The organism is Mesorhizobium sp. M0894 (assembly GCF_040319725.1).
Classification (GTDB): Bacteria; Pseudomonadota; Alphaproteobacteria; order Rhizobiales; family Rhizobiaceae; genus Mesorhizobium.
Genome location: NZ_JAMYOG010000010.1, coordinates 106,696 through 131,769, shown reverse-complemented (window position 1 = coordinate 131,769; position 25,074 = coordinate 106,696). Strand labels below are relative to the sequence as shown.

Genomic DNA, 25,074 nt, shown 5'->3' with positions numbered 1-25,074 from the left:
TCGACATCATGCCGTTTGCAAATTTCAAGGTGCCTGAGCGCGCGCTGTCCGCCGGACAAAAGGAAGACCTGGTCCACAAGACCACAGCCCTGTTCGTCGAGATGTTCGGCGAAGGCGTGCGCCCCTACACGATGGTGCTGATCGAGGAGGTCGCCGATGGCGGCTACGGCCGCGCCGACGTGGTGTTCACGATTCCTGGCGGAAGGACGTGAAGCTGCCGATCTCCTCCCTTCTGGGACCCTCAAGGGTGAGATTGCAGCTTGGCGGTCGCGCGCTAGATCGCTGGCAGAGGCTAAGGCGAGGCCAGCGATGGACGATTGGAAGCTACCTTGGGACGGCGGTTGCTTGTGCGGTGGAATACGCTTTCGCATCAGCGCGCCGCCCTTGCTGACGACGGCGTGTCACTGCACCGGCTGCCAGAAGCTGAGCGCCAGCGCGTATTCCCTGACCATCGCCGTGCCCAGCGACGGTTTCGCCATAACGCAAGGCGAGCCGGTGGTCGGCGGCCTGCACGGCCCGCACCGGCAGCTCTATTGCCCGCACTGCAAGAACTGGATGTTCACGCGTCCGCATGGCCTGGATTTCCTTGTCAACGTGCGCGCGACCATGCTGGACGAGCACCATTGGTACGTGCCCTTCGTCGAAGTCTTCACTTCGGAAAAGCTGCCCTGGGCTTCGACCGCCGCTACCTACAGTTTCGCTACTCAGCCCGACCTTGAGGGATACGCCCCTTTGATCGAGGCGTTCGCCCGCGAAGCGGCGCGGCCAACCTGACTGGTTGCCGCCCGGAAAGGCGGCGCCAGCTTTCGTGCCTCACTTCAACTCCAGCCAGACCGGCGCGTGGTCGCTGGCGCCGACCTCGCCGCGCACGTCGCGGTCGATGCCCGCCGCTACCAGCCGGCGCGACAGCTTCTTGCTGAGCAAGATATGGTCGAGCCGCAGGCCGGCATCGCGCGGCCAGCGATTGCGGCGATAGTCCCAGAATGTGTAGAGCGTCTCCGTCGGGTGCTTCTTGCGCAGCGCATCAAGCCAGCCCTGGTCGAGCAGCCGCTGGAACGATGCCCGGCTTTCCGGCTGCACCAGCGCGTTGTCGTCATAGGAGCGGGTCGGGTAGATGTCGCGCGGCTCGGGCACGATGTTGTAGTCGCCGGCCAGCACCACCGGCAGGCCGGTGTCGAGCAACTGCGCCGCATGCGTCTCCAGCCTTTCGTGCCAGGCCAGCTTGTACTGGAATTTCGGGCCGGGCTGCGGATTGCCGTTCGGCGCGTAGAGGCAGGCGACGACGATGCCGTTGACCGCCGCTTCGATGTAGCGCGCCTGCTGGTCGCCGTCGTCGCCGGGCAGCGCCTCGCGGGTCAGCACCGGCTCCGAGCCACGCGAAAGGATGGCGACGCCGTTCCAGGTCGGCTGCCCGACCCACACCGCCCCGTAGCCGGCCGCCGCAAGCGCGGTGCGCGGAAACTGCGTCTGCCTGGCCTTGAGCTCCTGCAGGCAGGCGATGTCGGGTTTGGCGGCGGCCAGCCATGCGAGCAGGTTTGGCAGCCGGCCGTTGATGTTGTTGACATTGAAGGTGGCGATCTTCATCGGCCTGCTTCAGCGCACGATCCGTTCGGTCCACGCCTTCACTGCATCAGCCAGCGTCTTCAGATGATCGGCGGTGGAGAAGCCGGAGATGTTTTTGCGCGGCTTCAGATCATGGTCGCCGTCTTCCAGCCAGAAGATCTCGATTGCGTCGGACAGAGCATAGGTCGCGACCTCGTCTTTGGTCCCGAACTCGTCGCGCGTGCCCTGGAAGACCAATGTCGGCGTCTTGAGGTCGGCGAGGTGTTTTGTCCGAAGCTGCGTCGGTTTGTCCGGCGGATGGAAGGGATAGCCGAGACACAGCAGCCCTGAAATCTCGCCCTTTGAAAACATCTCGTCGGCGATCATCGAAGCGACGCGTCCGCCCATCGACTTGCCGCCGATGATGAGCGGACCCTTCACGCCCTTCGCCCTGAGATCGGCGATTGCCTTGATATATTCCGGGTTAACCGTCTCGGCGCGCGGCGGCGGCTTGCGATGGCCGTAGCGGCGGGCCGCCATGTAGTGGAACTCGAAGCGCGCAACGCGGAAGCCGGCCTCGGCCAGCGCTTTTGCCGTCGCGGTCATCGAGGCAGAGTCCATCGGCGCCCCGGCGCCGTGGGCGAGCAAGATGGTGATTGGGGCAGTGTCGGGGCCATCGAAGAGGAAGGTCGTCATGGGGTGGCCCGCAGATGAAGGCCGAGTTCCTTCGCACCCCCCTCTGTCCCGCCGGCCATCTCCCCCGCAAGGGGGGAGATTGGATGTCGCCATCGCTTTCGCCAATCACCAACGTTGGAAGGCGGGCGGTAAGGAGAAGCTGCCGATCTCCCCCCTTGCGGGGGAGATGTCCGGCAGGACAGAGGGGGGTGTTCAAGCGCGACCAAATGAAGCCCTAACCCGCCGACATCCGCGCCAGCTGCAAATCGACGAACTGGATACCCTTGGCCGCCATACGTGCCCATTCGGAATCCGCGTCGAGTTCGAGGTAGCGCGCCCAGTTCCGCCGCGCTTCGGCTAGATTGCCGGCGTCGAACTCCAGCCTCGCAAGGTTGAACACCGCATCGGCGTACTTCGCATCTAGCGAAATCGCCTTCAGCAGATGCCGCCGAGCCGACGCCACCCGCCCCTCTTCGCTCATCAGCCCGGCAAGATTGAACCATGCCTCGACGAACACCGGGTCGCACTTGATGGCGCGGGCATAGTCGTGCGCCGCCTCGGCCGCGTGGCCGGAGGCGCGCAGGCAGTTGGCGCGGTTGAAGGCGGCGATGGCATCGCTCGGGTCGATGGCTAGGCAGCGCTGGTAGAGTGCCGCGGCCTGCTCGTGGTCTTCAGCCCCTTCCGCCGCCTCGGCATCGGCGAACAGCTCTTCCAGCGTGTCGTCATCCTGCGTTCCCAGATCGAACAGCAGCTGGCCGTTGACTTCGCTCTGGCCGCCCTCGAGATAGATCGCGTCGGCCCGCCCGTGCTGCGAGCCGACATTCAGCGATTTGGCGGTGAGCGAGGCGATCGGGCCGGAGCGATGCACCGACCGCACGATCGCCCCCCATGAGGCGCCGCCGGCGACCAGCCCGGCATATTTGCGGGCGAGGATCAGGTCGCGGAAGGAATACGGTTCGCAATCATGCTCGAAGGCGTCGAACAGCGACAAAAGGTCGAGATCGGCGCCGGTCAGCCGCGACTGATCGATCAGCGACTGCCGCGACAGCGTCGAGGCTTCCGGTGCCTTCATCAACCCGAGCAGCCGCAGGAAGCCGTTCTCGCTGACCAGCCTGCGCCCGGCTGCACGTTCCGCAGCGACGCGGCGCTCGATCTCGATGTCGCCGGCCCTGGCGAGCAACATGCGGCCCAACACGACATGCGTGGTGCGCCGAGTGACGCCGCGCCGCAACTGGCCGTGCTGGCGCGCGACCTCGCGCGCCGCCAGCCTGAGCGGAAAGGCCGCCAGCGCGCCGACGATGCCGAAGACCGTGCCGGCAAGAGCCGTCACGCCTTGCTCTTGCCGACGGCTTTGAGAAGGTTCGCCTTGAGCGGGTTTTCCTTGGCCGCGCCAGCGCCGGCCTTGGCGGATTTCGCCGCAGGCTTGGCTGTTTCATCGGCCTTGCTCTTCGACTTGGCCGGTGGCTTGGCCGACTGCGACAGGCTCGCCTTCAGCGCATCCATGAGATTGATGACGTTGCCGCGCTCAGGTGCCGCCGCGATGATAGGCTTGTGGCCCTTGAGCTTCTCGCGGATCATCGTCATCAACGCGATCTCGTAGCGGTCCTCGTAATTCTTCGGGTCGAAGGTGGTTTCCTTCTGCTTGATCAGCGCTTCGGCTAATTGCAGCATTTCCGGATCGGGGTTTCCGGCCGGGATATTGCCGAAATATTCAGCCGTGCCACGCACTTCGTTCGGATTCCTCAAGGTGCAGACGAACATGCCGTTCTCGCGCGCGCCGATCGTCACCACGCGCTCGCGGCTGGACAGCACAAGGCGGGCGATCGCCAGCTTGCCGGATTTGCGCATCGCTTCGCGCAACACGGCAAAGGTCTCCTCGGCCATTGCGCCATCCGGCGCCAGGTAATAGGGCGCGTCCTGGTAGATGACGTCGACCGAACGCTCGTCGACAAAGGCCTCGATGTTCATCGTATGGTTGGATTCGATGCGCACCGCGTCGAGATCGGTATCGTCGATGATGATGTATTGCTTGTCCTCGTATTCGTAGCCCTTGACCAGGTCCGAACGCTCGACCAACCCGACTTCAGGGTCGACCGGCTTCATGTTGATGCGGTTGTGCGTCTTCTTGTGCAGCTGGTTGAAGCTGATGCGCTCGCTGGCACTGGTCGCCGGATAGAGCCGGACCGGACAGCTGACCAGACTGAGCTTGAGGTAACCTTTCCAACTTGCCCTGGGCGCCATGAAATACTCCTACGCGGCCTTGTGCTGTCGAACTGTTCGCAGCGCTGTTTCGTCCGGAGGACGAATGCGGCTGCCGAAATCCTACATTGCCCCTTACAATACCGGCAAATCCCTAGCGAAATCTTCCTCCGCTGGGAGCCGCCTGCAGGCAAGAGGTCCGTGGCGAAGAATAATTCAAATTTTCCGGAGCGTCGATGGAGTCTGGGCCGCGCTCGCAGAACTACGTCGCGGTGCCTATCGCCGGCAAATCCCTGGCGAAATCTTCCATGTCGGCCCAAGGGTCGCCTGACGTCGCCAGAAGGCCCGGCAGCGAGGAATAATTCAGATCCTGCGGAGCATCGATGGATTCCAGATCGCTCCAGCTGACCGGCGTCGAGGCCGGCAAATTGGTGCGGGCGCGCAGTGAATAGGGAGCCGCCGAGGTGTGGCCGCGCGCATTGCGGTGAAAATCGATGAAGATGCGCCGCTTGCGGTTGTCCTTGCCCATGGTGGTGGTGAAAGTGTCGGGCGCGGTGGCGGCAAGATGCGTGGAGATGGCGCTGGTCGCCTGGTGCAGTTTCTTCCAGTTCTGCTTTTGCGTCACCGGCACGGTGATGTGGATGCCGTGCCCCCCGGAGGTCTTGGCGAACGGCACCAGCCCTAGCGCTTCCAGCTCGCCCTTAATGTGCACCGCCGCCTCAACCACCTCGCGCCAGGCGATCCCTTCGCCCGGGTCGAGGTCGAAAACGATCAGGTCCGGCTTGTCGAGCCGCGTGCGATGGGTGCCCCAAGTGTGGAACTCGACGACGCCGAACTGCGCCAGAGCCAGATAGCCCTTGGCGTCTTCCACCGAGAGATAGGATTTGGTCTCGCCCTCCGAATTCGTCGCCTCGAAGGTCGCCACCGAGGAAGGCATGCCGGTGAAGGCGTGGCGCTGGAAGAAACAGTCCTGCGGCTTGCCGGTCGGGCAGCGCACCAGCGAGACCGGCCGGCCGAGAATGTGCGGCAGCATGAAATCGCCGACCAGCGCGTAATAGACGGCGATGTCGAGCTTGGTCGGGCCGGTCTTGCCGAACAGCCGCCGCGTCGGGTTGGTCACCCAGATTGTGGCGAGGTCGGCCTCGGCGATCAGCCGCTTGCGCTTGGCCGAAACCGGCGTCGACAGGCCGACGTCACGCAGGCCGCGGAACACGGCATGGCGCAGCGCATTGTCGGTGGTCCGGTTGGCGTAATGGATATGCGCCGAAAGCAGCGGCCGCACCCAGTTCATCTCGCGCATGATCTCGCGCGGAACGCCCTCGGGCGCGGATGCACCGGCCCGCAACGGCTCCAGCCGCGCCAGCAATTCGCCTGCGGTCGCGGCATCGAAGCCGGTGCCGACCTTGCCGCGATAGTGCAGCTCGCCGTCTTCGAATTCGCCGAGGCCAAGTGCAGCGAGTCCCTCGGCCGCGTCGGAGACGGTGTAGCCAGCGATGACAAAGTCGCCGGTCTGGAGCGCCTTGGTCTTGGTCCAGGTTTTGGTGCGGCCGCTCTGGTAGATCGCCGTGGCGCGTTTCGACACCACACCCTCCAGCCCCATCTCGGATGCCTGGTCATAGAGCGCCTGGCCGTCGCCTTCGACATGATCGCTGAGCTGGATGGCGGAGTTGGCGCCGAGACCGGACAGAAGTTGCGAAAGCAGCGCCTTGCGCCGCCGAAGCGGCGCTTTTGTCAGGTCCCAGCTGTCGAGATAGACGAGGTCGAAAGCGTAGAAGTGGAGCTTGTTGCCGGCGCCTTCGGCCAGCGCGTCCTGCAGAAGGGCAAAGCGGCTGATGCCCTTGGCGTCGAGCGCGACGACCTCGCCGTCGATGATCGCCTCCCGGCACGGCAGCCTGGCGAAGGCAAGCGGCAGGTCGCCATAGCGCTTCGTCCAGTCGAGGCCGGCGCGGGTGATCAGCCTGACCGCACCGTCGGCCAGGTGCGCCATGGTGCGGTAGCCGTCGAACTTGATCTCGTGCAGCCATTCCACCCCAGTATCCTCACCGTCCGGCGGCTTGGCCACGGAGGTCGCCAGCTGCGGCTCGATCCGGGAAGGCGGGGGCGCCTTGACGGCGCCCGGCAAAGCGCCGGGTTTCAGCACCACCGGCTTGGCAGGTTTGGCGGCAGGCTTCGGCGGTGCCACCAGTTCCTCAATACGACGGCCGGATTTGACGCTTTCCGGCCGGGCTTCCAGTATGTCGAGCGTGGCATCGGCGGCGAGATCGCGCTCCTTGAACAGCAGCCAGTTCTTCTTGCCCTCATCCTCGCCGGGCTTCGGTTTCAGCCGCGTCAGCATCCAGCCGCCATTGAGCTTCTCGCCGGCGAGCCGGAACTTGAAGGAGCCGGTGCGCAGGCTCTTTTCGACATCGTCCATCGGCGCCCAGACGCCGGTGTCCCAGACGATCATCGGTCCGCCGCCATATTCGCCTTCGGGAATGACGCCCTCGAAATCGATATATTCGAGCGGATGGTCCTCGGTCTCGACCGCCAGCCTTTTGTCGGCCGGGTTCAGCGACGGGCCGCGCGGCACCGCCCAGCTCTTCAGCACGTCGCCGACCTGCAGGCGCAAATCATAGTGATCGGCGGTGGCGTGGTGCTTGTGGACGACGAAGCGGTTGCCTTCACCGGCAGCCAGGCCACCGGCCGGTTCCGGCGTCCTCGTGAACTCGCGCTTGGCGCGATAGGCCTTGAGCTTCGAAGGAGCTGGCATGGACTAGGCGTAGGTGGTGGGCAAAAGCAACGAGCGCAGCATCAAAATCCCATCGCAGCGGCACTCCAATGTCACGGCATGGATCCCAGGGTCTCCGCGACGTCGCTTCGCTCCTGCTCCGCCCTGGGATGACGAAGGATGGGAGGTCACGCCGCTCAATCGTCGGTGGCCGGCGTCAATTCGAGCTCGGCCGGCGACAGGCCCTGCTGCAGCTGGCTGAGCCGGAATTCGTCGACCCAATAGGCCTCGCCGTCGACCAGCACCCGCGCACTGTAGCCGCCGGCGGAAAAACGCTGCGCGGTGATGTAGACCTTGTGGCGGTCGAGCGCCTTGCGCACCGCGGCACGCTTGGATTTCTGGCTGGTGACGGAACTGGCCATGCTGGTTACTCACGCACAAAGCCGCAAGGCGGCATGCCTAAGGATGACCGAGAGCGGGTCGGCTGTCAATTTGGCGGCCGCTGCGAGCCCTCGCGCGGTGGCGTCTCTCGCTCTGTGGAAACCGAGCCGGCGCGCTATATTGAACGTGGCGGCTTGGAACGCGATGCTGACCTGGAGAACTTCACATGACGTTGACGACACGCAAACTCGGCGGCCAGGGGCTGCAGGTTTCCATGATCGGCCTCGGCTGCATGGGCATGAGCCAGTCCTACGGCCCGGCCGACGAGGCGGAATCGACCGCCACGCTGCACCGCGCCATCGAACTCGGCTGCACCTTCCTCGACACTGCGGAAGTCTATGGGCCGCACGCTAACGAGGAACTGCTCGGCCGCGCGCTGCAGGGCCGGCGCGATGAGGTGACGATCGCGACGAAATTCGGCTTTCGCATCGAAAACGGCAAGCAAGTCGGCACCGAGCGCGACAGCCGGCCGGAGCATATCCGCGAGGCTGTCGAAGGTTCGCTGAGAAGGCTCGCCACCGACCATGTCGACCTTCTCTATCAGCACCGCGTCGATCCGGCGGTGCCGATCGAGGAGGTGGCGGGTGCTGTCGGCGAGCTGATTGCTCAGGGCAAGGTTCGCTTCTTCGGCCTGTCGGAAGCCGGTGCCGCCAACATCCGCCGGGCGCATGCGGCGCATCCGGTGTCGGCAGTGCAGAGCGAATATTCGCTGTGGGAGCGCAATCTCGAGCCGGAAATCATTCCGCTGCTGAAGGAGCTCGGCATCGGCCTGGTGCCGTTCTCGCCGCTCGGCCGCGGTTTTCTCACCGGCGATGTCAGGCGCGCCGAAGACTATCCAGAGGGCGATTACCGGCGCGGCGATCCGCGCTACCAGGGCGCCAACTATGACGCCAACATGCAGGCGGCAGCCATGGTACTCGACATCGCCGCGGCCAAGCGCGTCAAGCCTGGCCAGATCGCGCTGGCCTGGCTGCTCCACAAGGGGAGCGACTTCGGCATCGACATCGTGCCGATCCCCGGCACCAAGCGCAGAAAATACCTCGAGGAGAACGTCGCCGCGGCTTCGATCAAGCTGGACGCCGCCGAGATGCAGGTGCTCGACGACGCGCTGGCGCCGGGCAAGGTCGCCGGTCCGCGCTACGGCGAGCGCACCATGGTGATGATCGATCGGTAAGCGAAAGATCTTCCCCTCACCCCTTGTGGGAAAGAGCAAGTCCCACCCGTTCTTGCGCAAAGCTCCGGCCTTGGCTAGCATCCGCCGGCAGGCACCGAGCGGAGGAGAACGTCGCGGTGGACCGGCTGGAGCGCCGTTGCGTCCCTTCAAACACGAGTTGGGCGCTCGAAGGACACTCCATTTTTGAATCGACGCAAGGAACCTTCCGGAAAACCCATTCCGGTTTCGGGGTCGTGCGCTCATCTGGGAGGAGACTAAATTGATCAACAGACGTGAATTCCTGCTGTCGACCGCGGCGATGGGCGCCTTGGCGCTGGCCGCTCCGCAATTGGCTTTCGCCCAGGACAAGCTGACCATCCTCGGTTCGGTGCCGAGCCTCGGCTTTCCGTTCTTCGTGCACATGCTGAACCAGATCAAGGCTGAGGCGCAGGCGCAAGGCGTCAACCTGGTCGAGAGCGACGGCCAGAATTCGGCGCCCAAGCAGACCGCCGACATCGAGGCGGCACTGGTGCAAAAGGTCAACGCCATCGTCATCTCGCCGCTCGACGTCAACGCGCTGGCCCCAGCCATCGAGGAAGCGGTGAAGGCCGGCGTTCCCGTCGTCACTATCGACCGCCGCGTCGAGGGCGTCGAAGGCATCCTCGCCCATGTCGGCGCCGACAATGTCAAGGGCGGCGAGGCCGAAGCACAGGCCATGGTGGCGGCGTTCCCGAACGGCGCCAAGATCTTCCATCTGCAGGGCCAGCCCGGTGCCGGCCCGGCGATCGACCGCAACAAGGGTGTGCACAACGTCCTTGATCCCATGAAGGACAAGTACCAGATCATCTTCGAGCAGACCGCCAACTTCGCCCGCGCCGAGGCGCTGTCCGTCACCGAGGCCGGCCTTGCCGCCAACGGCAAGCCCGACGCGATCATCTGCGCCAATGACGACATGGCGCTTGGCGCGGTTGAAGCCTGCGCGGCGCGCAACTTCACCGACGTCAAGATCTACGGCTTCGACGCGCTTCCCGAAGCGTTGGTCGCTGTGCGCGACGGCAAGCTGGCCGGCACGGTCGAGCAATTCCCCGGCGAGCAGTCGCGCACCGCCGTGCAGATCGCGGTCGCCTACGCCAGGGACAAGACCGAGCCGAAGGAAAAGCTGGTGCTTTTGACGCCGATCGTCATCGGCAAGGACAATCTCGACAAGGCGGAGAGGCTGGGCGAGACGAAGTAGGCGAAGCCGGCGGGACAGCACCCCCCTCTGGCCTGCCGGCCATCTCCCCCTTCAAGGGGGAGATTGGATGTTACCCGGGCTTTCGCTAATTTTCGATCTTGCAGAAGAAGCGAGGCCAACGAGGCTGCCAATCTCCCCACTTGAGGGGGAGATGGCCGGCAGGACAGAGGGGGGGTGCTGTCCCGCCAGCCTTGCGTACAACCGAATGATCGAGGAGCAAACTTTGCCCAAGGCAGCCGCTATTGTGCCCTCCCCCGCCCTGCTCACCGTCGAGGGCGTGACCAAGCGCTTTGCCGGCGTCACCGCGCTGAACGACGTTTCGCTCGAAGTCCGCCCCGGCGAGATACTCGGCCTGCTCGGCGAGAACGGCGCCGGCAAATCGACGCTGCTCAAGATCCTGTCCGGCGTGATGCCGCCGTCCAGCGGTCGCATCGTCTTCGACGGCGTCGAATTCAATCCGCACAATCCGCAGGATGCGAAACGCCACGGCATCGTTACCATCTACCAGGAACTGAGCCTGATCCCGACGCTGACCGTGGCGGAGAATATTTTCATCGGCCGCGCACCGCTCGGCCGGTTCGGGCTGGTCAGTTGGCGGCGAATGGAGGAAGATTCCCGCGCGATCATCGCTCGTGTCGGCCTCGATCTCGACCCGGCGACGCCGGTTTCCGCACTGTCGGTGGCCGAACAGCAGCTGGTCGAGATCGCCCGCGCGCTATCGCTGAAGAGCCGCTTGATCATCATGGACGAGCCGACCTCGGCGCTGACCGAAACCGAAGTGCAGAAGCTGATGGCGATTATGGGCCGGCTGCGCAAAGACGGCGTCGCCATCATGTTCGTCACCCACCGGCTGGAGGAGGCATCGGCAATCTGCGACCGTATGACGGTGCTGCGCGACGGCAGGCTGGCCGGCCATCTCGACCGCGAAGGTGGGCCGATCAAACTGCCGAAGATCATCGAGAAGATGGTCGGCCGCGCCGCTTCCGAGCTCTATGCGAGGCCGACGCAGCGCGATGTCGCCGGCGACGTCCGGCTCTCGGTGGGCGGCCTGCGCACGGTGCGCGATCCGCAGGCGCCGCACGCCATCGTGCTCGAAGGCGTCGATCTCGACCTCAAGGCGGGCGAAATCCTCGGCGTCGCCGGGCTCGTCGGTTCCGGCCGCACCGAGCTCGCCCGCGCCATCTTCGGCGCCGACCGCATTGCCGCCGGCACCATCAGGCTCGATGGCAGGCCGATCGCGCCGGCCTCACCCGCCGATGCCATCGAGCTCGGCATCGGCCTGGTGCCGGAAGACCGCAAGCACCAGGCGATCTTCGCCGCACTCGCCATCCTCACCAATTTCTCGATCGCCGCGCTCGACCGCTACTCCAATGTCGGTTTCATGGCCGAGCGGCGCGAGCGAGAAGCGCTGGCGAACTACAGGAAGATGCTGTCGATCCGCATGGCCTCGCCCGAGCAGGCGATCGAGGGACTGTCCGGTGGCAATCAGCAGAAGGTCATCCTTGCCCGCTGGCTGGCACGCGATCCCAAGGTGCTGATCGTCGATGAACCGACGCGCGGCGTCGACGTCGGCGCCAAGGCGGAGGTTCATCAGATCCTGGTAGAGCTCGCCGCGCGCGGCATCGCCATCATGATGATCTCGTCCGAGCTGCCCGAAGTGCTTGCCGTGTCGGACAGGATCGTCACCATGCGGCGCGGGCGCATCACCGGCGAGATGCCTGGCATCGAGGCGACCGAGGAGAAACTGATGGAACTGATGGCGCTCGACCAGAAGCAGGAAGCCCAGAATCAGGAAGCAACGCAATGACCAGCACGACCGAACGGAGCCAGCGCGGCGGCGTCAATCTTGCGCGCCTGCTGATGAGCTTCGGCCCGCTGATGTTCCTGGCGGTGCTGATCGTCGTCTTCACCGTGCTGAAGCCGAGCTTCATCGACCCGATCAACCTGTTCAACATCATGCGCCAGATCTCGATCACCGGCCTGATCGCGCTAGGCATGACCTTCGTTATCCTCACCGCCGGCATCGACCTGTCGGTCGGCTCGCTGCTCGCCTTCTGCGGCATGGTCGCGGCGGTGGTGGCCAAGGGCGGCACCGCCAACACGCTGTCGCTGTCGACAACGGGCACGCTGGGCTATGGCTGGTTCGCCGCCCTTCTCGCCGCCGTCGTCGTCGGCGCCGTGGCCGGCGGTGTCCAGGGCTTTGCCATCACCAGGCTGAAAGTACCGCCCTTCGTCGTCACGCTCGGCGGCCTCACCGTGTTTCGCGGCCTAACGCTGACGATCTCCAATGGCGGCCCGATCTCCGGCTTCGACGCCTCGATGCGCTGGTTCGGTACCGGCCTGATCGGCCCGGTGCCGGTGCCGGCGATCATCTTCGCGATTGCCGCAATCCTGTGCCACATCGTGCTGCGCTACACGCGCTACGGTCGCGCCGTCTACGCCGTCGGCGGCAATGCCGAGGCCGCGCGGCTCTCCGGCCTGCGCGTCGACCGCATCCTGATCTCGGTCTACATCATCGTCGGCTTCTTCGCCGGCCTTGCCGCCTTCGTTTTGTCGGCGCGGCTCAACTCCTCCGAAGCCGTCGCCGGCATCGGCTACGAGCTGACGGTGATCTCGGCGGTCGTCATCGGCGGCACCTCGCTGTTCGGCGGCATCGGCAGCGTCGGCGGCACGGTGGTCGGTGCAGGGCTGATCGGCGTCCTGCAGAACGGGCTGCAATTCAACAACGTCTCGTCATACACGCAAAGCATCGTCATCGGCCTGATCCTCATCCTCGCCGTCGCGTTCGACCGCTGGCTGAAATCGCGGGTAAGGCGGTGATGGCGGGGGCGACGATTTTCGCTGCAAGGCAGCAAGAGGTTGGCGAAAGCGCTGGCAACAGCCAATCTCCCCCCTTGCGGGGGAGATGTCCGGCAGGACAGAGGGGGGTGGGAAGGATCGCCAACGTCTCAATGTAAGCCGCTTCCAAGCCCATTCCAGCAGGAGGATTAGACTGCAAATGGCTGACAAGCTGGCGGGACAGCACCCCCTCTGCCCTGCCGGGCATCTCCCCCACAAGGGGGGAGATCGGCCGTCACCCATGACTTCGCCAATCACGAAGACAGGAGCGCCTAGTGGGGCACGATCTCGTTCCGTCACGCCAGCGCAAGAATGCAAAATCCATGCGTCGCGCGATGACCGACGCCGAGCTGAAACTGTGGAATGAGCTTCGCGCGCATCGGCTCATGGATTTGAGCTTTCGCCGGCAGGTGCCGATTGGACCCTACATTGTGGATTTTGCCTGCCCGACGCACGGCCTCATCGTCGAGGTCGATGGCAGCCAGCACGCCGACGTTGAGCACACCGAGCGGGATAGGATACGCAGCGCCTATTTGGAGAGCAGCGGCTGGACTATCCTGCGCTTCTGGAACGACGACGTCATTCGCGATATCGACAATGTCTGCCAGCACATAGTCATGACGGCCGGCGCGGATGTGCGCTGAACTCGGCCGTGCAGGATCGGCGGGACAGCACCTCTCTGTCCTGCCGAACATCTCCGCTCAAAAGGGGCAGGTTTCTGAGGCGAGGTGCCAATGACCCAAATAAGAACCATGACCGAACAGGACGTGCCCTCGGTATCGCGGCTGCTGGGCCAATCCTGGCGCCACACCTATTCGCCAATCCTGGGTGCCGAGACCACGGCACGGCTGTCGGATGAGAAGCACGCGCCGGAGCGGCTGGTGACCGAGCTCGGGGACGACAGCAAGATGTGGTTCGTAGCCGAGCGGGCGGACGGCTCGCTCGCCGGCTACGCGATGGCCGCGATGGGCAACAAGGGCGATGTCATGCTCGAGCGGCTCCATATCGACAAAAGCGAGTACGGCACCGGGCTGGCGGCCGATCTTTTGCACGCGGTTCTTGCAGCGCATGCGGGGATTCCCAGCATCGCGCTGGAGGTGATCGAGGGCAACGACCGGGCAATCGCCTTTTATCGCAAGCACGGTTTCGAAGTGGTCGAGCGCCGGCCGGCTGCACACGGGGTGGGCGGCCACGCCTCGCTGATTATGCGCCGGTTGCTACCGATGGCTTAGAGCGCTGTCGGCGAAGCTGCCAATTTCCCCACTAGAGCAGGCAATCGCGCATCCGCGCCGCGATCATTTACGCTCCTTCCTTGCCGGCTCCCACGCGTTGAGCCGACAAAAACATCAGCGTGTAGGCAGCCTTGCGGCGGTCCCAGCCGGCCGACTCGGCCATATCCAGCAGGCCGTCGACCAAAGGCGCCAGCGCCGCCCTGCAATCGGTTTCATAGTTGAAATCGTTCTTCGGGCGGGTCGGCGCCGCGATCTTCCCAAAACTGTCCGTCATATCCATGGCAACACCTGCTCAGCATTCGACCCGAACCGGCAAGCCCGTGCCCGCGTTGGCGGACACGGCCCATCTGCCGTTTCGAAATCTCGCTTTGAAAGCCTGATCTTAGAAGTCCATGCCGCCACCGCCGGGCATCGGAGGCATGGGCGTTTCCTTCTTCGGCTTCTCGGCCACCATCGCCTCGGTCGTCACCAGCAGGCCGGCAACAGAGGCGGCACCCTGCAGCGCAGTGCGAACGACCTTGGCCGGATCGATGACGCCCTGCCCGTACAGGTCGCCGAACTCGTTGGTCTGGGCGTTCCAGCCATAGCCGAAGTCGGTTGTCTCGCGCAGCTTGCCGACGATGATCGAACCTTCCGCACCGGCGTTCTCGGCGATCTGGCGCACCGGCGCTTCGATGGCGCGACGCACGATGTCGACACCGGTCTTCTGATCGGGATTGTCGACGACAACGTTATCGAGCGCCTTCGCCGCCCTCAGCAGCGCCACGCCGCCGCCGGGCAGGATACCCTCCTCGACCGCCGCGCGTGTGGCATGCATGGCGTCGTCGACGCGATCCTTGCGCTCCTTGACCTCGATCTCGGTCGAGCCTCCGACGCGGATGACGGCGACACCGCCAGCGAGCTTGGCTAACCGCTCCTGCAGCTTCTCGCGGTCGTAGTCGGAGGTGGTTTCCTCGATCTGCGCCTTGATTTGGCTGATGCGCGCCTGGATTTCATCCTTGCGGCCGGCACCGTCGACGATGGTGGTGTTCTCCTTCTCGATCAGCACCTTCTTGGCGCGGCCGAGCATCTCCAGCGTGACGTTCTCGAGCTTGATGCCGAGGTCTTCCGAGATCGCCGTGCCGCCGGTCAGGATGGCGATGTCTTCGAGCATGGCCTTACGGCGGTCACCGAAGCCCGGCGCCTTGACGGCCGCAACCTTCAGGCCGCCGCGCAATTTGTTGACGACCAGCGTCGCCAGCGCCTCGCCTTCGACGTCCTCGGCGATGATCAACAGCGGCTTGCCGGATTGCACGGCGGCTTCGAGCACAGGAAGCATGGCCTGCAGGTTGGACAGCTTCTTCTCGTGGATCAGCACATAGGGTTCTTCGAGTTCGACGCGCATCTTATCCTGGTTGGTGATGAAATAGGGCGAGAGGTAGCCACGGTCGAACTGCATGCCTTCGACCACTTCCAACTCAGTCTCAGCGGTCTTGGCTTCCTCGACAGTGATGACACCCTCATTGCCAACCCTTTCCATCGCCTCTGCGAGGAAGCGGCCGATCTCGGCATCGCCATTGGCAGAGATGGCGGCGACCTGGGCGATCTCGTCGTTCCTGGTCACCTTGCGGGCATTGGATTTCAGGTCGGCGACGACGGCGTCGACCGCCTTGTCGATGCCGCGCTTCAAATCCATCGGGTTCATGCCGGCAGCGACCGCCTTGGCCCCTTCCCTGACGATGGCCTGAGCAAGAATCGTCGCGGTCGTGGTGCCATCGCCTGCGGTGTCGCTGGTCTTCGAGGCGACCTCGCGCACCATCTGCGCGCCCATGTTCTCGAACTTGTCCTCGAGCTCGATTTCTTTGGCGACAGTCACGCCGTCCTTGGTGATGCGCGGCGCGCCGAACGACTTATCGAAGACGACATTGCGGCCCTTTGGACCGAGCGTTACCTTCACCGCATTGGCGAGAATATCGACGCCGCGCAGCATTTTCTCGCGGGCTTCGGTATGAAATTTCACATCTTTGGCAGCCATTGGATCACTCCTTCGAATAGGCAGCTTTTCGTTGACTGGAATGCTTGTTCAGGCCCCCCTCAGGCAGCCCTCTTCATCTCGCCGGCGCCCTCGATAACGCCCAGCACGTCGCTCTCTTTCATGATGAGCAGATCCTCGCCATTGAGCTTGATCTCGGTGCCGGACCATTTGCCAAACAGGATGCGGTCGCCGACCTTGACATCGAGCGGCTGCAATTGGCCGCTGTCGTCGCGCGCACCGGGGCCGGCGGCAATGACCTCGCCCTCCTGCGGCTTCTCCTTGGCAGTGTCGGGGATGATGATGCCGCCGGCGGTCTTCTCGTCGACCTCGATACGGCGGACCAGGATACGGTCGTGCAATGGACGGAACGTCATGTCGTTCTCCTCTCGGGACAAACAGATTTTCGAAGATCCTCCTGACCGGACCGGCAATATCGGCCCGGCACGGGGTGCGCGACCCCTTCATCAGGCATCGCGTGCATACGAACTAGTCGCGCTTTTTTCTGCTTTCAAGAGGGTCACGCAAAAATTTTAGCACTCGACCAATGAGAGTGCCAATGTGCTGTAATTGCTTGCACATTCGTCGCTCTCCCGACGCGACTGGAACCTATGTGGAACAAGAGGCGTTTTCGCGGACGGAGATTTCAACGGAAGGAAGATTGCATGACCAGCAGGGACTTTCAGCTCCAGATGCAAGGGTTTGGCCTCACCACGGCGGAGATCCATTACCGCCTACCCGATCATCGAAGCCTGCTGCAGCTCTATATCTGGCAGGAATACGATATCGCCCCTGATTTCCCGACGCTGAAGCATTTCCTTGATTTCTGGGAGCGCGAGATCGAAGGCCCGTTGCATTCGGTGCGCGTCGCCCATCATCACCTGATCCAGCCCTCCGAATGGCGGGCCGTAAACGGCATCATCACCGTCCACTGAAGAGCAAGCCGATCAGCCGCTAGTGGTCAGAATCTGACACTTGGTATCCGGTTGGGCGGTCGGTTCAGGGGTTCAAGGCGGTTAGCAAATCCTGTGTGGAGCGCGGAGCAACGCGACTTCGCGACGGAGTGGCGGAGCTAACCGAAGCGGATCGTGTCCGGAACGGGTCTTCGGCTTACGCGTTGCAACATGGAGGCGACGGCGGGCGTGCCTCACGACGCGCGGTTGGGTCCCATCCACTTGTTGCCGCGATTGGACATGCGAAGCGCGCCGAAGTCATCGCAGAAACGCCCATACATTCGTCATGTCCGCGGCGATGGCAGTGCTGGCACGACGTCGATCCAAAGGAAAGTAGATGAGTGCGTTCTCTCTTTCATCGGACGGGAAACTTGCGATAACGGCGAGCCAGACGTCGTCCAAAAATGACTTCGACTATTTGGTGGGCAACTGGAACATCAGGAACCGTACGTTGAAGGAACCGCTGGCCGGCAGCGACGAGTGGGAGGAATTCGACGCGACCCAAGAGTTCCGCCAAATCCTGGTGGGTTTGGGCAACTTCGACATTTTTCGTACGGAGTTGGGAGGAAAGCCGTTCGAGGGCCTCACCGTGCGATTGTTCGATCCAAAGACGCGTCTCTGGACGATCTACTGGGCCGACAGCAACGCGGGCAAACTCGACGACGGAAAGGTGGGCTCGTTCAATGGCGACGAAGGCGAATTCTTCGGCCGTGAGGTTGTGGCCGGCAAGGACGTTATCGCAAAATTCCACTGGGATAAGCGCAACCCGCAAACCCCGATTTACAGCCGTGCGTTCTCCGCTGATGCAGGCAGAACGTGGGAATGGAATTGGTACTCGAACTTTTCACGACGGTGACTAACTGAGTTGGCCCAAGCAAAATCCCGCTCCTTCGCGTGTAGCCAAGGGAAATCCCGAGCCGGACTCTTATGTCAGTGGGTACAAGTCAGGTGGGTACCACTAGACAGCGGACAAAGTCTCCGGAGTGGGGGAAAGGCAGCTGCCTCTCCCCACTTGTTTTGGATCTCACAATATCGGAGGGGTCCGGACTAGCCGGCGTGGTCGACAGGCTTGCGGGCCGATGCGAGCAACCCGGCCTTGCGCGCCGCCCTGGCGAAGGCCTTGCGCGCATCACGCGCGGTGTGCCAACCGTCGAGCGCGTCCCGGCAGGTCCGATAGGCAGCGCGCCAACTCCGGCCGCGTGCACGGTCCGGCCACTGCTGGCGCATGCATTCGATGGCCTCCCAACTGCTGGCGACCTTGCGCTCGCTGGATTGGAATTTCAACGTGATCGGCTCGGCAAAGCGGACGTCGTCCATCACTTCCTCCGTGTCTTGTGATCGTCTTCTTGTTTGAGCAGCAACGTCAAGCTGGCGGGCACCGGCGGTCGGCCGGCGCCGCTGAAGGACATGGTTCGTCTCTCTGCGCGGTTCAAGAGCATCGCGGAAATGGCCGGTTATTCCTCCTCGTCCGGCCCTTGCAGCAGTTCGATCAGCATCGCTACTCTTGCCGTCGGCAGCGGTCGGCCCTCGTTCACCAGCGCCTCGTCGGCGGCGATCCAGGCCAGGGCCTCACGCAATTCTTGGACCGTCCCGTCTGTCGCCGCAATGTCGGCGATAACGGCGTCGTCGACCGGGCCCACCACAGAAATGATCTCGTCGCGTGTCATGGTCAGCTCCATCTGCGATTGCCGGGAACGGAGCCCCGGCAACAGAGGAATCTGGGTCTTGACCTGCGGCAGACAATAACCCGCCGGGGAACTCGGCGTTGGCGATTGAAGCCAGCTGGCAAACAGGCAATCTCCTGCCGGACATCTCGCCGCAAATAGGGAATTGGCAGCCTCGCCGAACCGACCGAAAAACCGGCAACGCGAAAGCCGCCGGGTCTTGACTTGCGGCGGACAATAACCAGATCGATGGCACCGGTCGCCGAAATGGGGCCGGCGAAACCAGGGAGCGCCAGCTCTTTGGCGCTCCTCGTATCTATGTTGCTCGATGGAGGATGTAGCTATGAGAACCGCATTCGACTTTTCCCCGCTCTATCGGTCGAGCATCGGCTTCGACCGCGTCTTCAACCTGCTGGAAAATGCCCCGCAGGCTTTCGACGCGTGGCCGCCCTATGACATCGCGCGCAGCGGCGAGAACAACTACCGCGTCACCATCGCCGTCGCTGGCTTTTCCGAGGACGACCTCGAAATCACCCATGAACCCAACCTCCTGATTGTCTCCGGCCAGCACAAGGAGCCGGATAACGCGGAGTATCTGCATCATGGCCTCGCCGCACGGCCCTTTACCCGCCGTTTCGAGCTTGCTGATCACGTCAAGGTCGCGGGCGCCACGCTCGACAACGGCCTGCTCAGCATCGATCTGGTACGTGAGGTGCCCGAGGAGATGAAGCCTCGGCGCATCGCCATCGCGACCGATGTCGCCTCGCCGAAGACCGGGCCGAAGGTCGCGCAAGACGAAGCAAACAAGCAGGCTGCCTGAATGCACCAGTCGAGAAAGGAGACTATGCAATGGCTATTCGTGATCTCATTCCCTGGGGCCGGGAGAACAATCAGGCCCCCAGCCTGTTCCGCGACGGCGATCGCGATCCCTTCCTGACGCTGCATCGCGAGATGAACCGCTTGTTCGACGAGGCGTTCCGCGGCTTCGACACGCGGCTGCCGTCGCTCGGTGGCTTCTCCGCTGCCCGCGCCAGCTGGCCCAGTGTCGAAATCTCCGATGGCGAAAAGGAGATCCGCGTCACCGCCGAGATCCCCGGCATGGACGAGAAGGACATCGAGCTGCTGCTCGATGACGGCGTACTGACGCTGCGCGGCGAGAAGCGTGAAGAGACCGAGGACAAGGACAGGCAGTTCTCCGAACGCTTCTATGGCCGTTTCGAGCGGCGTATCCCGCTCGGCTACGAAGTCGACGAAGGCAAGGTGAACGCCGCCTTCCGGAACGGAGTGCTCAGCGTGACGCTGCCGAAGACGGAGCGCGCCCAGGCCAAGGCCAAGCGTATCGCCATCAACGACGGCAACGGCAAGTCCTGATGGCTCACATCAGGACGACGACCCTCCCTTCTGCCCTGCCGGTTCCGGCGGGCAGAGGGGGCAACTGTCGATGACCCGTTCTCCCGACGCTCCGGTTCCGCCTGACCAGGCGCAGCAAGCCCTGCAGTGCCTGACGACCGAGCATTTCGTGCTGCAAAATGCTCGCGCCGCGACCATTCAGGAAGCGAACCAGCGAGCCGATCTGTTCCTGACCTCGGTCTCGAGCGCAACCATTGCCTTGTCCTTCGTCGCGCAGGTCACGGAGATGGGCAGGCCGTTCGTGCTGTTCAGCCTGATCTTGCTGCCTTGCCTTTTCTTCATCGGCCTGGTCACCTTCGTGCGCGCGGTGCAGGTTGCCATCGAGGACATGGTGCATGCCCGCGGCATGGCCAGGATCCGCCACTATTTCGTCGAGCTGACGCCCGTCCTGCAAAGATACCTTGTCAATTCCACCCATGACGATCCCTCGGCGGTGCTGGTCGACAAGGGCCTCAGGCCCTCACCGCTGCAATATTTCATGACCACCGCGGGGATGGTGGGCACGATCAATGGCGCCATCGCCGGCGTCTTCACCGGCATCGTTGTAAAGTCCGCGTTTGGCGGGGGCATGACGCTCGGCGTGATTTGCGGGCTGCTGGTCTTCGCCGCATGCATTCTCATCCTGCGGCGTTACCACAGTCGCGCCTGGGCGGCGGCCGAACAAAGCTTGCCCGCACTGTTCCCGGGCGACAATGTCAACAGCGAAAGCTAGCGCCGACACATCCGGATGTCGAAAAGTGGCAGGGCGACGCCCTTGCGTCTTGCGCGCCAATTGACCATCCTCGCCAACATTATTTGCACCGCGGCCGGGGGGTTCGCATATGCCGACGCTTTATGCGCTGAAACCGGCCTTTCAGGCCAGGTTGCGGCCGCTTGCCGACGGACTGGCCAGGGCCGGCGTCACCGCCAACCAGATCACGCTGCTGGCCGCTGCCCTCTCGCTCTTCACCGGCCTTGTGGTGGCAGCCCTTGCCGGCCACCGCATGGTCTTTCTGCTGATGCCGCTCGTGCTGTTTACGCGAATGGCGCTGAATGCCATCGACGGCATGCTGGCAAGGGAACATGGCCAGGCCTCGAAGCTCGGCATGTATCTCAACGAGCTCTGCGATGTTGTCTCCGATCTCGCTTTGATCCTGGCCTTTGCCGTCATTTTTCCTGCCTGGGCCGTCGTTGCATTCGCTATCGCGGCGGTGATTGCGGAATTCGCCGGCGTGCTCGGCATCGCGGCCGGAGCGGGGCGCAACTATGCCGGCCCCTTCGGCAAAAGCGATCGGGCGCTGGCGCTTGGCATCCTCGCGGTGCTTATCGCGTCCGGCCTGTGGGTCCCGGCGCTCACGCCGCTCGTGTTTCCGGCCATGGCTACACTCTCGCTGGTGACCGCCATCAACCGGATACGCGGCGGCCTTAACGGGAACGGCAGCTGAATTCCGGTCTCGCCAGGGAGAACAACATGCTTCACCAACAGACGGTTGCCGCCGTGGCTCCAGCCAACGTCGAGCGGGTGGCGCAGGAGCGCAGCTTCAAGAGCCATGACGGCACCGAGATCTTTTATCGCTATTGGCCGGCGCTGTCGGAACATCGCAAGGGTGCCATCCTGCTGTTCCATCGCGGCCACGAGCATGGCGGCCGCATGGCGCATCTGGTCGACGAGCTCCAGATGCCCGACCACGCCTTCTATGCCTGGGACGCGCGTGGCAATGGCCGCTCCGCCGGCGAGCGCGGCTATGCGCCGTCGTTTGCCGCGCTGGTGCGCGACATCGATTGCTTCGTGCGCGAGATCGGCAGTGACGGCTTTGCCCGGCGCGATATAGCGTTGATCGCGCAATCCTTCGGCGCCGTGCTTGCCGCCGCCTGGGTGCACGACTATGCGCCTGACATTCGCGCCCTGGTGCTGGCCTCGCCGGCCTTCTCGGTCAAGCTCTACGTGCCCTTCGCCAAGCAAGGCATTGCGTTGTGGCAGAAGCTGAAGGGCCGTTTCTTCGTCAATTCCTACGTCAAGGCGAAATTCCTGACGCATGATCCCGAGCGCATCGCCTCCTTCGACGCCGACCCACTGATCACCCGGCCGATCGCCTCCAACATCCTGGTCGAACTCTACGACCACGCAGCGCGCATCGTCGCCGATGCCCGCGCCATCACCGTGCCGACACAGCTTCTGATCTCCGGCAGCGACTGGGTGGTGCGGCATGGACCGCAGCACGAGTTTTTCGTCAATCTGGCGAGCCCGGCCAAGGAGCGGCATGTGCTGCCCGGCTTCTTCCACGACACTTTGGGCGAGCGCGACCGCCACAAGGCACTCGACCTGATCAGGCCTTTCCTCGAAAAGCAGTTCGCGGCGCCGGAAAAGCCGCTCGACCTGACCGGGGCCGACCGCGCCGGCTACACACGCGACGAGGCCGACCGGCTGGCCTCGCCGCTGCCGCTACTGTCACCCAAAGGTCTCTACTGGGCAACGAGCCGCGCCTCGATCCGCATGGGCGCATGGCTGTCGTCCGGCATGAAGACCGGGATTGCCACCGGCTTCGATTCCGGCTCGACGCTCGACTATGTCTACGAGAACGATGCGCGGGGCATCGGCCCCGCCGGCCGCATGATCGACCGCACCTTTCTCGATGCTATTGGCTGGCGCGGCATCCGCCAGCGCAAGCTGCATCTGGAAGAGCTGATCGGCAGTGCCGCTGAGACGCTGAAGGCCGCCGGCCGGCCGGTCCATATCGTCGATATCGCCGCCGGCCATGGCCGCTACGTGCTCGATGCTGTGCAGAAATGCGCCGAGCCGCCGGCCAGCGTGCGGCTGCAGGATTTCTCCGAGCTCAACATCTCGCTCGGCCGCAAGCTGATCGCCGAGCGCAAGCTGCCGGCGAGCGTCTCGTTCCATCAAGGTGACGCCTTCGACGCCACGATGCTGGCCGGCCTCGACCCGGCGCCGGATCTCGCCATCGTCTCGGGGCTCTACGAATTGTTTTCCGACAATGCCATGATCGCCCGCTCGCTCGGTGGACTGGCCGGCGCCATGCAGCCCGGAAGCCTGCTCGTCTACACCAACCAGCCCTGGCATCCGCAGCTCGAGATGATCGCGCGCAGCCTGACCTCGCATCGCGGCGGCCAGGCCTGGGTGATGCGTCGGCGCACGCAGGCCGAGATGGACCAGCTGGTGGCGGGCGCCGGATTCGAGAAGCTCGACCAGCGCATCGACCAGTGGGGCATCTTCACCGTTTCGATCGCCCGGCGCGTCTGAGCATGGACTTGCCTGCCTCTGCCTTGCCTCGCGATGCCCCTGCCCTTCCGGCCTTGCCGCGCGAGCCGTATCCCGGGATAGTCCTGCGCGCCGCGCTGTGGCTGGCATTTCTGGCGCCGTTCTTCTACTCCACCTACGGCTTCGCCAACTGGCTGGCGTCGCGGCGCGACGATGTCGGCAGCATCGTCTTCGGCTGGGAGCATGGCATCCCGTTCCTTGCCTGGACGATCGTGCCCTACTGGTCGATCAATCTATTCTACGGCCTGTCGCTGCTGTTGAACAATTCGAAGAACGGCGTCGACCGCCTCGCCGGCCGCTATCTGACGGCGCAGATCATCGCCGTCGCCTGCTTTATCCTGTTCCCGCTGACGGCGACCTTCGTGCGTCCGCAGACAAGCGGCCTGCCCGGTTTCATGTTCGCCGTGCTCGGCGGCTTCGACAAGCCCTTCAACCAGGCGCCGTCGCTGCACATCGCACTACTGGTCATCATCTGGGACCATTGGCGTCACAGGTTGACCGGCATCGCCGGCGCCGCCTGGCATGTCTGGTGTTTCCTGATCGGCGCCTCGGTGCTGACGACGTGGCAGCACCATTTCATCGACATTCCGACCGGCGCGCTGCTCGGCCTTTTCGCTCTGTGGCTGTTTCCGCGCGACGGCGAGCTGCCATTCGACGGCTTCCGCCTGAGCGTTGACCCGAAAGCGCGGCGGCTGGCGCTGTTCTATGCGCTCGGCGCAAGCCTTGCGCTGGCCAGTGCCGCTGCCGGCGCGTTGGTCTCGGCGCTGTGGCTCATCCTGTTGTGGCCGGCACTGGCGCTGGCCATCGTCGCTTTCGCCTATGCCGGCGCCGGCGCCAAAGTGTTCCAGAAAACAGCTGATGGCCGCGTGTCGCTGGCCAGCCGTCTCCTGCTTTGGCCCTACCGCCTTGTTGCCAGGGTCAATGTGTGGGCGTGGACGCGAAAGCTTCCAGCGCAGATCGTCATCGCCGACGGTGTTTGCCTCGGCCGTTTTCCGACCGCCGCCGAGGCCGACGCCTTCGGCACGGTGGTCGATCTTGCCGGCGAATTGGAAAGGCCGCGTGGCGCCTCGATCCGCTGGGTGAGCCTGCCCATGGTCGACCTTTTGCCGCCGTCTCGCGAGGCGCGTGCGCAAGCGGTGGCGGCGATCGAGACGGCGCGGGGCCAGGGCACGGTGCTGGTCTGCTGTGCGCTTGGCTTCCAGCGCAGCGCCGCCGTCGTCGCCGAATGGCTGGTCGCCAGCGGCCGGGCCGACACGCCGGCTCAGGCGCGAGGCAAGCTCGCCGCCGCGGGCCGGCCGGTGCATCTTGGCGTGGACGCACCGGCATGACCGCCTTTCGAGATAGGGCCGAGACGTTCGCCGCCGGGCTGATGGTGCAGGTGGCATGGCCGCTGCTGCTGGTTGCCGCTGCCTTGCTGGCGGCGCCGGTCGTCGGCCTGGCGGCAGTGCCGCAAACATCGTCGCTGTCGGCGGTAGCCTGGCTGATCGCCGCAGCGGGTGCCATAGCCACAATCATTCTCTCGGCCCTGCTTTTGTTCGACGCGCTGCTGTTCCGGCTGATGGCCAGCCACGCCAGCGAGGCAGGCGGCGGTGCCGCGGTCGACGATGTGCTGGCGCGCATGCGGCTGAAACCCACGGCGGCCGGCGGCCGCTCGCTCGACCAGCGGATAGCCGGCACGCGCCGCCTGCTTGCCAAGCAGCGTATCACGTTCGGCCTGTTCGCGGCGGCCTCGGTCGTCGCGGCATTCTTTTGAGCCCGT

Annotated in this window: 28 protein-coding genes; 17 read left to right on the top strand and 11 right to left on the bottom strand. The window is 64.2% G+C overall.

The window, feature by feature from the left end:
- Positions 1-8: 8 nt before the first annotated feature.
- Positions 9-212, top strand: a complete 204-nt coding sequence (locus tag NKH91_RS20270; RefSeq protein ID WP_292656388.1) for a tautomerase family protein — start codon at positions 9-11, stop codon at positions 210-212.
- Between the two features lie 97 nt (positions 213-309).
- Positions 310-774 carry a GFA family protein gene (locus NKH91_RS20265; protein WP_352481634.1) on the top strand — a complete coding sequence of 155 codons (465 nt, stop codon included), beginning with the start codon at positions 310-312 and terminating at the stop codon, positions 772-774.
- A gap of 39 nt (positions 775-813) precedes the next feature.
- On the opposite strand, the gene NKH91_RS20260 is transcribed toward NKH91_RS20265, so the two are convergent.
- From NKH91_RS20260 to NKH91_RS20235, 6 genes are all read right to left on the bottom strand, one after another.
- Positions 814-1,584, bottom strand: a complete 771-nt coding sequence (locus tag NKH91_RS20260; protein WP_352496062.1) for an exodeoxyribonuclease III — start codon at positions 1,582-1,584, stop codon at positions 814-816.
- A gap of 9 nt (positions 1,585-1,593) precedes the next feature.
- Positions 1,594-2,238: an alpha/beta hydrolase family protein gene (locus tag NKH91_RS20255; protein WP_352844587.1), complete on the bottom strand. Its 645-nt coding sequence runs from the start codon at positions 2,236-2,238 to the stop codon at positions 1,594-1,596.
- A gap of 214 nt (positions 2,239-2,452) precedes the next feature.
- Positions 2,453-3,547, bottom strand: coding sequence for a tetratricopeptide repeat protein (locus tag NKH91_RS20250; protein WP_352844588.1), 1,095 nt, complete (start codon positions 3,545-3,547; stop codon positions 2,453-2,455).
- Positions 3,544-4,458 (bottom strand): non-homologous end joining protein Ku, encoded by a 915-nt coding sequence (gene ku, locus NKH91_RS20245; protein WP_352844589.1) that lies wholly within the window; start codon positions 4,456-4,458, stop codon positions 3,544-3,546. The genes NKH91_RS20250 and ku overlap by 4 nt, the downstream gene beginning before the upstream one ends.
- A gap of 220 nt (positions 4,459-4,678) precedes the next feature.
- Positions 4,679-7,165 (bottom strand): DNA ligase D, encoded by a 2,487-nt coding sequence (gene ligD, locus NKH91_RS20240; protein WP_352844591.1) that lies wholly within the window; start codon positions 7,163-7,165, stop codon positions 4,679-4,681.
- Positions 7,166-7,320: 155 nt separating this feature from the next.
- Positions 7,321-7,545 (bottom strand): hypothetical protein, encoded by a 225-nt coding sequence (locus NKH91_RS20235; RefSeq protein ID WP_023718112.1) that lies wholly within the window; start codon positions 7,543-7,545, stop codon positions 7,321-7,323.
- 185 nt (positions 7,546-7,730) lie between these two features.
- Between NKH91_RS20235 and NKH91_RS20230 the strand changes: the two genes are divergently transcribed.
- The 6 genes from NKH91_RS20230 (at position 7,731) to NKH91_RS20205 (ending at position 14,021) form a co-directional block, all read left to right on the top strand.
- A complete protein-coding gene (locus NKH91_RS20230) occupies positions 7,731-8,738 on the top strand; it encodes an aldo/keto reductase (RefSeq protein ID WP_352844592.1) in 1,008 nt (335 codons plus the stop codon).
- 262 nt (positions 8,739-9,000) lie between these two features.
- Positions 9,001-9,951 (top strand): substrate-binding domain-containing protein, encoded by a 951-nt coding sequence (locus tag NKH91_RS20225; protein ID WP_023718110.1) that lies wholly within the window; start codon positions 9,001-9,003, stop codon positions 9,949-9,951.
- Between the two features lie 223 nt (positions 9,952-10,174).
- Positions 10,175-11,758 carry a sugar ABC transporter ATP-binding protein gene (locus NKH91_RS20220; protein WP_352844593.1) on the top strand — a complete coding sequence of 528 codons (1,584 nt, stop codon included), beginning with the start codon at positions 10,175-10,177 and terminating at the stop codon, positions 11,756-11,758.
- The gene (locus NKH91_RS20215) at positions 11,755-12,771 is read left to right on the top strand and encodes an ABC transporter permease (RefSeq protein WP_023718108.1); all 1,017 of its coding nucleotides are present in this window, start codon (positions 11,755-11,757) and stop codon (positions 12,769-12,771) included. The genes NKH91_RS20220 and NKH91_RS20215 overlap by 4 nt, the downstream gene beginning before the upstream one ends.
- 293 nt (positions 12,772-13,064) lie before the next feature.
- Positions 13,065-13,433, top strand: coding sequence for an endonuclease domain-containing protein (locus NKH91_RS20210; RefSeq protein WP_023718107.1), 369 nt, complete (start codon positions 13,065-13,067; stop codon positions 13,431-13,433).
- A gap of 108 nt (positions 13,434-13,541) precedes the next feature.
- Positions 13,542-14,021 (top strand): GNAT family N-acetyltransferase, encoded by a 480-nt coding sequence (locus NKH91_RS20205; protein ID WP_023718106.1) that lies wholly within the window; start codon positions 13,542-13,544, stop codon positions 14,019-14,021.
- Positions 14,022-14,088: 67 nt separating this feature from the next.
- On the opposite strand, the gene NKH91_RS20200 is transcribed toward NKH91_RS20205, so the two are convergent.
- The 3 genes from NKH91_RS20200 to NKH91_RS20190 form a co-directional block, all read right to left on the bottom strand.
- Positions 14,089-14,301: a hypothetical protein gene (locus NKH91_RS20200; protein WP_023718105.1), complete on the bottom strand. Its 213-nt coding sequence runs from the start codon at positions 14,299-14,301 to the stop codon at positions 14,089-14,091.
- A 102-nt stretch (positions 14,302-14,403) separates the two neighbouring features.
- Complete coding sequence (gene groL, locus NKH91_RS20195) at positions 14,404-16,035, bottom strand: chaperonin GroEL (RefSeq protein ID WP_023718104.1); 1,632 nt, start codon at positions 16,033-16,035, stop codon at positions 14,404-14,406.
- Between the two features lie 59 nt (positions 16,036-16,094).
- Complete coding sequence (locus NKH91_RS20190) at positions 16,095-16,409, bottom strand: co-chaperone GroES (RefSeq protein WP_023718103.1); 315 nt, start codon at positions 16,407-16,409, stop codon at positions 16,095-16,097.
- Between the two features lie 288 nt (positions 16,410-16,697).
- Between NKH91_RS20190 and NKH91_RS20185 the strand changes: the two genes are divergently transcribed.
- Together NKH91_RS20185 and NKH91_RS20180 are read left to right on the top strand one after the other, a co-directional pair.
- Positions 16,698-16,967 carry an usg protein gene (locus tag NKH91_RS20185; protein WP_023718102.1) on the top strand — a complete coding sequence of 90 codons (270 nt, stop codon included), beginning with the start codon at positions 16,698-16,700 and terminating at the stop codon, positions 16,965-16,967.
- 355 nt (positions 16,968-17,322) lie between these two features.
- A complete protein-coding gene (locus NKH91_RS20180; RefSeq protein ID WP_023718101.1) occupies positions 17,323-17,841 on the top strand; it encodes a DUF1579 family protein in 519 nt (172 codons plus the stop codon).
- 191 nt (positions 17,842-18,032) lie between these two features.
- On the opposite strand, the gene NKH91_RS20175 is transcribed toward NKH91_RS20180, so the two are convergent.
- Together NKH91_RS20175 and NKH91_RS20170 are read right to left on the bottom strand one after the other, a co-directional pair.
- Positions 18,033-18,302 carry a DUF982 domain-containing protein gene (locus NKH91_RS20175; RefSeq protein WP_023718100.1) on the bottom strand — a complete coding sequence of 90 codons (270 nt, stop codon included), beginning with the start codon at positions 18,300-18,302 and terminating at the stop codon, positions 18,033-18,035.
- A 137-nt stretch (positions 18,303-18,439) separates the two neighbouring features.
- Entirely contained in the window at positions 18,440-18,652 is a 213-nt protein-coding gene (locus NKH91_RS20170; protein ID WP_245278542.1) for a hypothetical protein, read from the bottom strand.
- Between the two features lie 340 nt (positions 18,653-18,992).
- Between NKH91_RS20170 and NKH91_RS20165 the strand changes: the two genes are divergently transcribed.
- The 7 genes from NKH91_RS20165 to NKH91_RS20135 all read left to right on the top strand — a co-directional run bounded on the left by NKH91_RS20165 (position 18,993) and on the right by NKH91_RS20135 (position 25,068).
- Positions 18,993-19,469 (top strand): Hsp20 family protein, encoded by a 477-nt coding sequence (locus NKH91_RS20165; RefSeq protein WP_023718098.1) that lies wholly within the window; start codon positions 18,993-18,995, stop codon positions 19,467-19,469.
- A 29-nt stretch (positions 19,470-19,498) separates the two neighbouring features.
- Positions 19,499-20,020 (top strand): Hsp20/alpha crystallin family protein, encoded by a 522-nt coding sequence (locus NKH91_RS20160; RefSeq protein WP_352516320.1) that lies wholly within the window; start codon positions 19,499-19,501, stop codon positions 20,018-20,020.
- A 70-nt stretch (positions 20,021-20,090) separates the two neighbouring features.
- Positions 20,091-20,771: a hypothetical protein gene (locus NKH91_RS20155; RefSeq protein ID WP_036244507.1), complete on the top strand. Its 681-nt coding sequence runs from the start codon at positions 20,091-20,093 to the stop codon at positions 20,769-20,771.
- A gap of 109 nt (positions 20,772-20,880) precedes the next feature.
- Positions 20,881-21,483 (top strand): CDP-alcohol phosphatidyltransferase family protein, encoded by a 603-nt coding sequence (locus NKH91_RS20150; protein WP_352844596.1) that lies wholly within the window; start codon positions 20,881-20,883, stop codon positions 21,481-21,483.
- Positions 21,484-21,509: 26 nt separating this feature from the next.
- A complete protein-coding gene (locus NKH91_RS20145) occupies positions 21,510-23,297 on the top strand; it encodes a bifunctional alpha/beta hydrolase/class I SAM-dependent methyltransferase (RefSeq protein WP_352844598.1) in 1,788 nt (595 codons plus the stop codon).
- A 2-nt stretch (positions 23,298-23,299) separates the two neighbouring features.
- Positions 23,300-24,643: a phosphatase PAP2/dual specificity phosphatase family protein gene (locus tag NKH91_RS20140; RefSeq protein ID WP_352481644.1), complete on the top strand. Its 1,344-nt coding sequence runs from the start codon at positions 23,300-23,302 to the stop codon at positions 24,641-24,643.
- Positions 24,640-25,068: a hypothetical protein gene (locus NKH91_RS20135; protein ID WP_031195380.1), complete on the top strand. Its 429-nt coding sequence runs from the start codon at positions 24,640-24,642 to the stop codon at positions 25,066-25,068. The genes NKH91_RS20140 and NKH91_RS20135 overlap by 4 nt, the downstream gene beginning before the upstream one ends.
- The last annotated feature ends 6 nt before the right edge of the window (positions 25,069-25,074 follow it).

What these genes read in the sequence shown, in the direction of transcription:
- NKH91_RS20200 (WP_023718105.1), bottom strand. Translation starts at nt 14,301, where the DNA reads ATGGATATGACGGACAGTTTTGGGAAGATCGCGGCGCCGACCCGCCCG.
- NKH91_RS20230 (WP_352844592.1), top strand. Translation starts at nt 7,731, where the DNA reads ATGACGTTGACGACACGCAAACTCGGCGGCCAGGGGCTGCAGGTTTCC.
- NKH91_RS20140 (WP_352481644.1), top strand. Translation starts at nt 23,300, where the DNA reads ATGGACTTGCCTGCCTCTGCCTTGCCTCGCGATGCCCCTGCCCTTCCG.
- NKH91_RS20170 (WP_245278542.1), bottom strand. Translation starts at nt 18,652, where the DNA reads ATGACACGCGACGAGATCATTTCTGTGGTGGGCCCGGTCGACGACGCC.
- ku (WP_352844589.1), bottom strand. Translation starts at nt 4,458, where the DNA reads ATGGCGCCCAGGGCAAGTTGGAAAGGTTACCTCAAGCTCAGTCTGGTC.
- NKH91_RS20235 (WP_023718112.1), bottom strand. Translation starts at nt 7,545, where the DNA reads ATGGCCAGTTCCGTCACCAGCCAGAAATCCAAGCGTGCCGCGGTGCGC.
- NKH91_RS20185 (WP_023718102.1), top strand. Translation starts at nt 16,698, where the DNA reads ATGACCAGCAGGGACTTTCAGCTCCAGATGCAAGGGTTTGGCCTCACC.
- NKH91_RS20175 (WP_023718100.1), bottom strand. Translation starts at nt 18,302, where the DNA reads ATGGACGACGTCCGCTTTGCCGAGCCGATCACGTTGAAATTCCAATCC.
- NKH91_RS20270 (WP_292656388.1), top strand. Translation starts at nt 9, where the DNA reads ATGCCGTTTGCAAATTTCAAGGTGCCTGAGCGCGCGCTGTCCGCCGGA.
- NKH91_RS20255 (WP_352844587.1), bottom strand. Translation starts at nt 2,238, where the DNA reads ATGACGACCTTCCTCTTCGATGGCCCCGACACTGCCCCAATCACCATC.
- NKH91_RS20145 (WP_352844598.1), top strand. Translation starts at nt 21,510, where the DNA reads ATGCTTCACCAACAGACGGTTGCCGCCGTGGCTCCAGCCAACGTCGAG.
- NKH91_RS20205 (WP_023718106.1), top strand. Translation starts at nt 13,542, where the DNA reads ATGACCGAACAGGACGTGCCCTCGGTATCGCGGCTGCTGGGCCAATCC.
- NKH91_RS20180 (WP_023718101.1), top strand. Translation starts at nt 17,323, where the DNA reads ATGAGTGCGTTCTCTCTTTCATCGGACGGGAAACTTGCGATAACGGCG.
- ligD (WP_352844591.1), bottom strand. Translation starts at nt 7,165, where the DNA reads ATGCCAGCTCCTTCGAAGCTCAAGGCCTATCGCGCCAAGCGCGAGTTC.
- NKH91_RS20215 (WP_023718108.1), top strand. Translation starts at nt 11,755, where the DNA reads ATGACCAGCACGACCGAACGGAGCCAGCGCGGCGGCGTCAATCTTGCG.
- NKH91_RS20150 (WP_352844596.1), top strand. Translation starts at nt 20,881, where the DNA reads ATGCCGACGCTTTATGCGCTGAAACCGGCCTTTCAGGCCAGGTTGCGG.
- NKH91_RS20135 (WP_031195380.1), top strand. Translation starts at nt 24,640, where the DNA reads ATGACCGCCTTTCGAGATAGGGCCGAGACGTTCGCCGCCGGGCTGATG.
- NKH91_RS20165 (WP_023718098.1), top strand. Translation starts at nt 18,993, where the DNA reads ATGAGAACCGCATTCGACTTTTCCCCGCTCTATCGGTCGAGCATCGGC.
- NKH91_RS20155 (WP_036244507.1), top strand. Translation starts at nt 20,091, where the DNA reads ATGACCCGTTCTCCCGACGCTCCGGTTCCGCCTGACCAGGCGCAGCAA.
- groL (WP_023718104.1), bottom strand. Translation starts at nt 16,035, where the DNA reads ATGGCTGCCAAAGATGTGAAATTTCATACCGAAGCCCGCGAGAAAATG.
- NKH91_RS20190 (WP_023718103.1), bottom strand. Translation starts at nt 16,409, where the DNA reads ATGACGTTCCGTCCATTGCACGACCGTATCCTGGTCCGCCGTATCGAG.
- NKH91_RS20265 (WP_352481634.1), top strand. Translation starts at nt 310, where the DNA reads ATGGACGATTGGAAGCTACCTTGGGACGGCGGTTGCTTGTGCGGTGGA.
- NKH91_RS20260 (WP_352496062.1), bottom strand. Translation starts at nt 1,584, where the DNA reads ATGAAGATCGCCACCTTCAATGTCAACAACATCAACGGCCGGCTGCCA.
- NKH91_RS20160 (WP_352516320.1), top strand. Translation starts at nt 19,499, where the DNA reads ATGGCTATTCGTGATCTCATTCCCTGGGGCCGGGAGAACAATCAGGCC.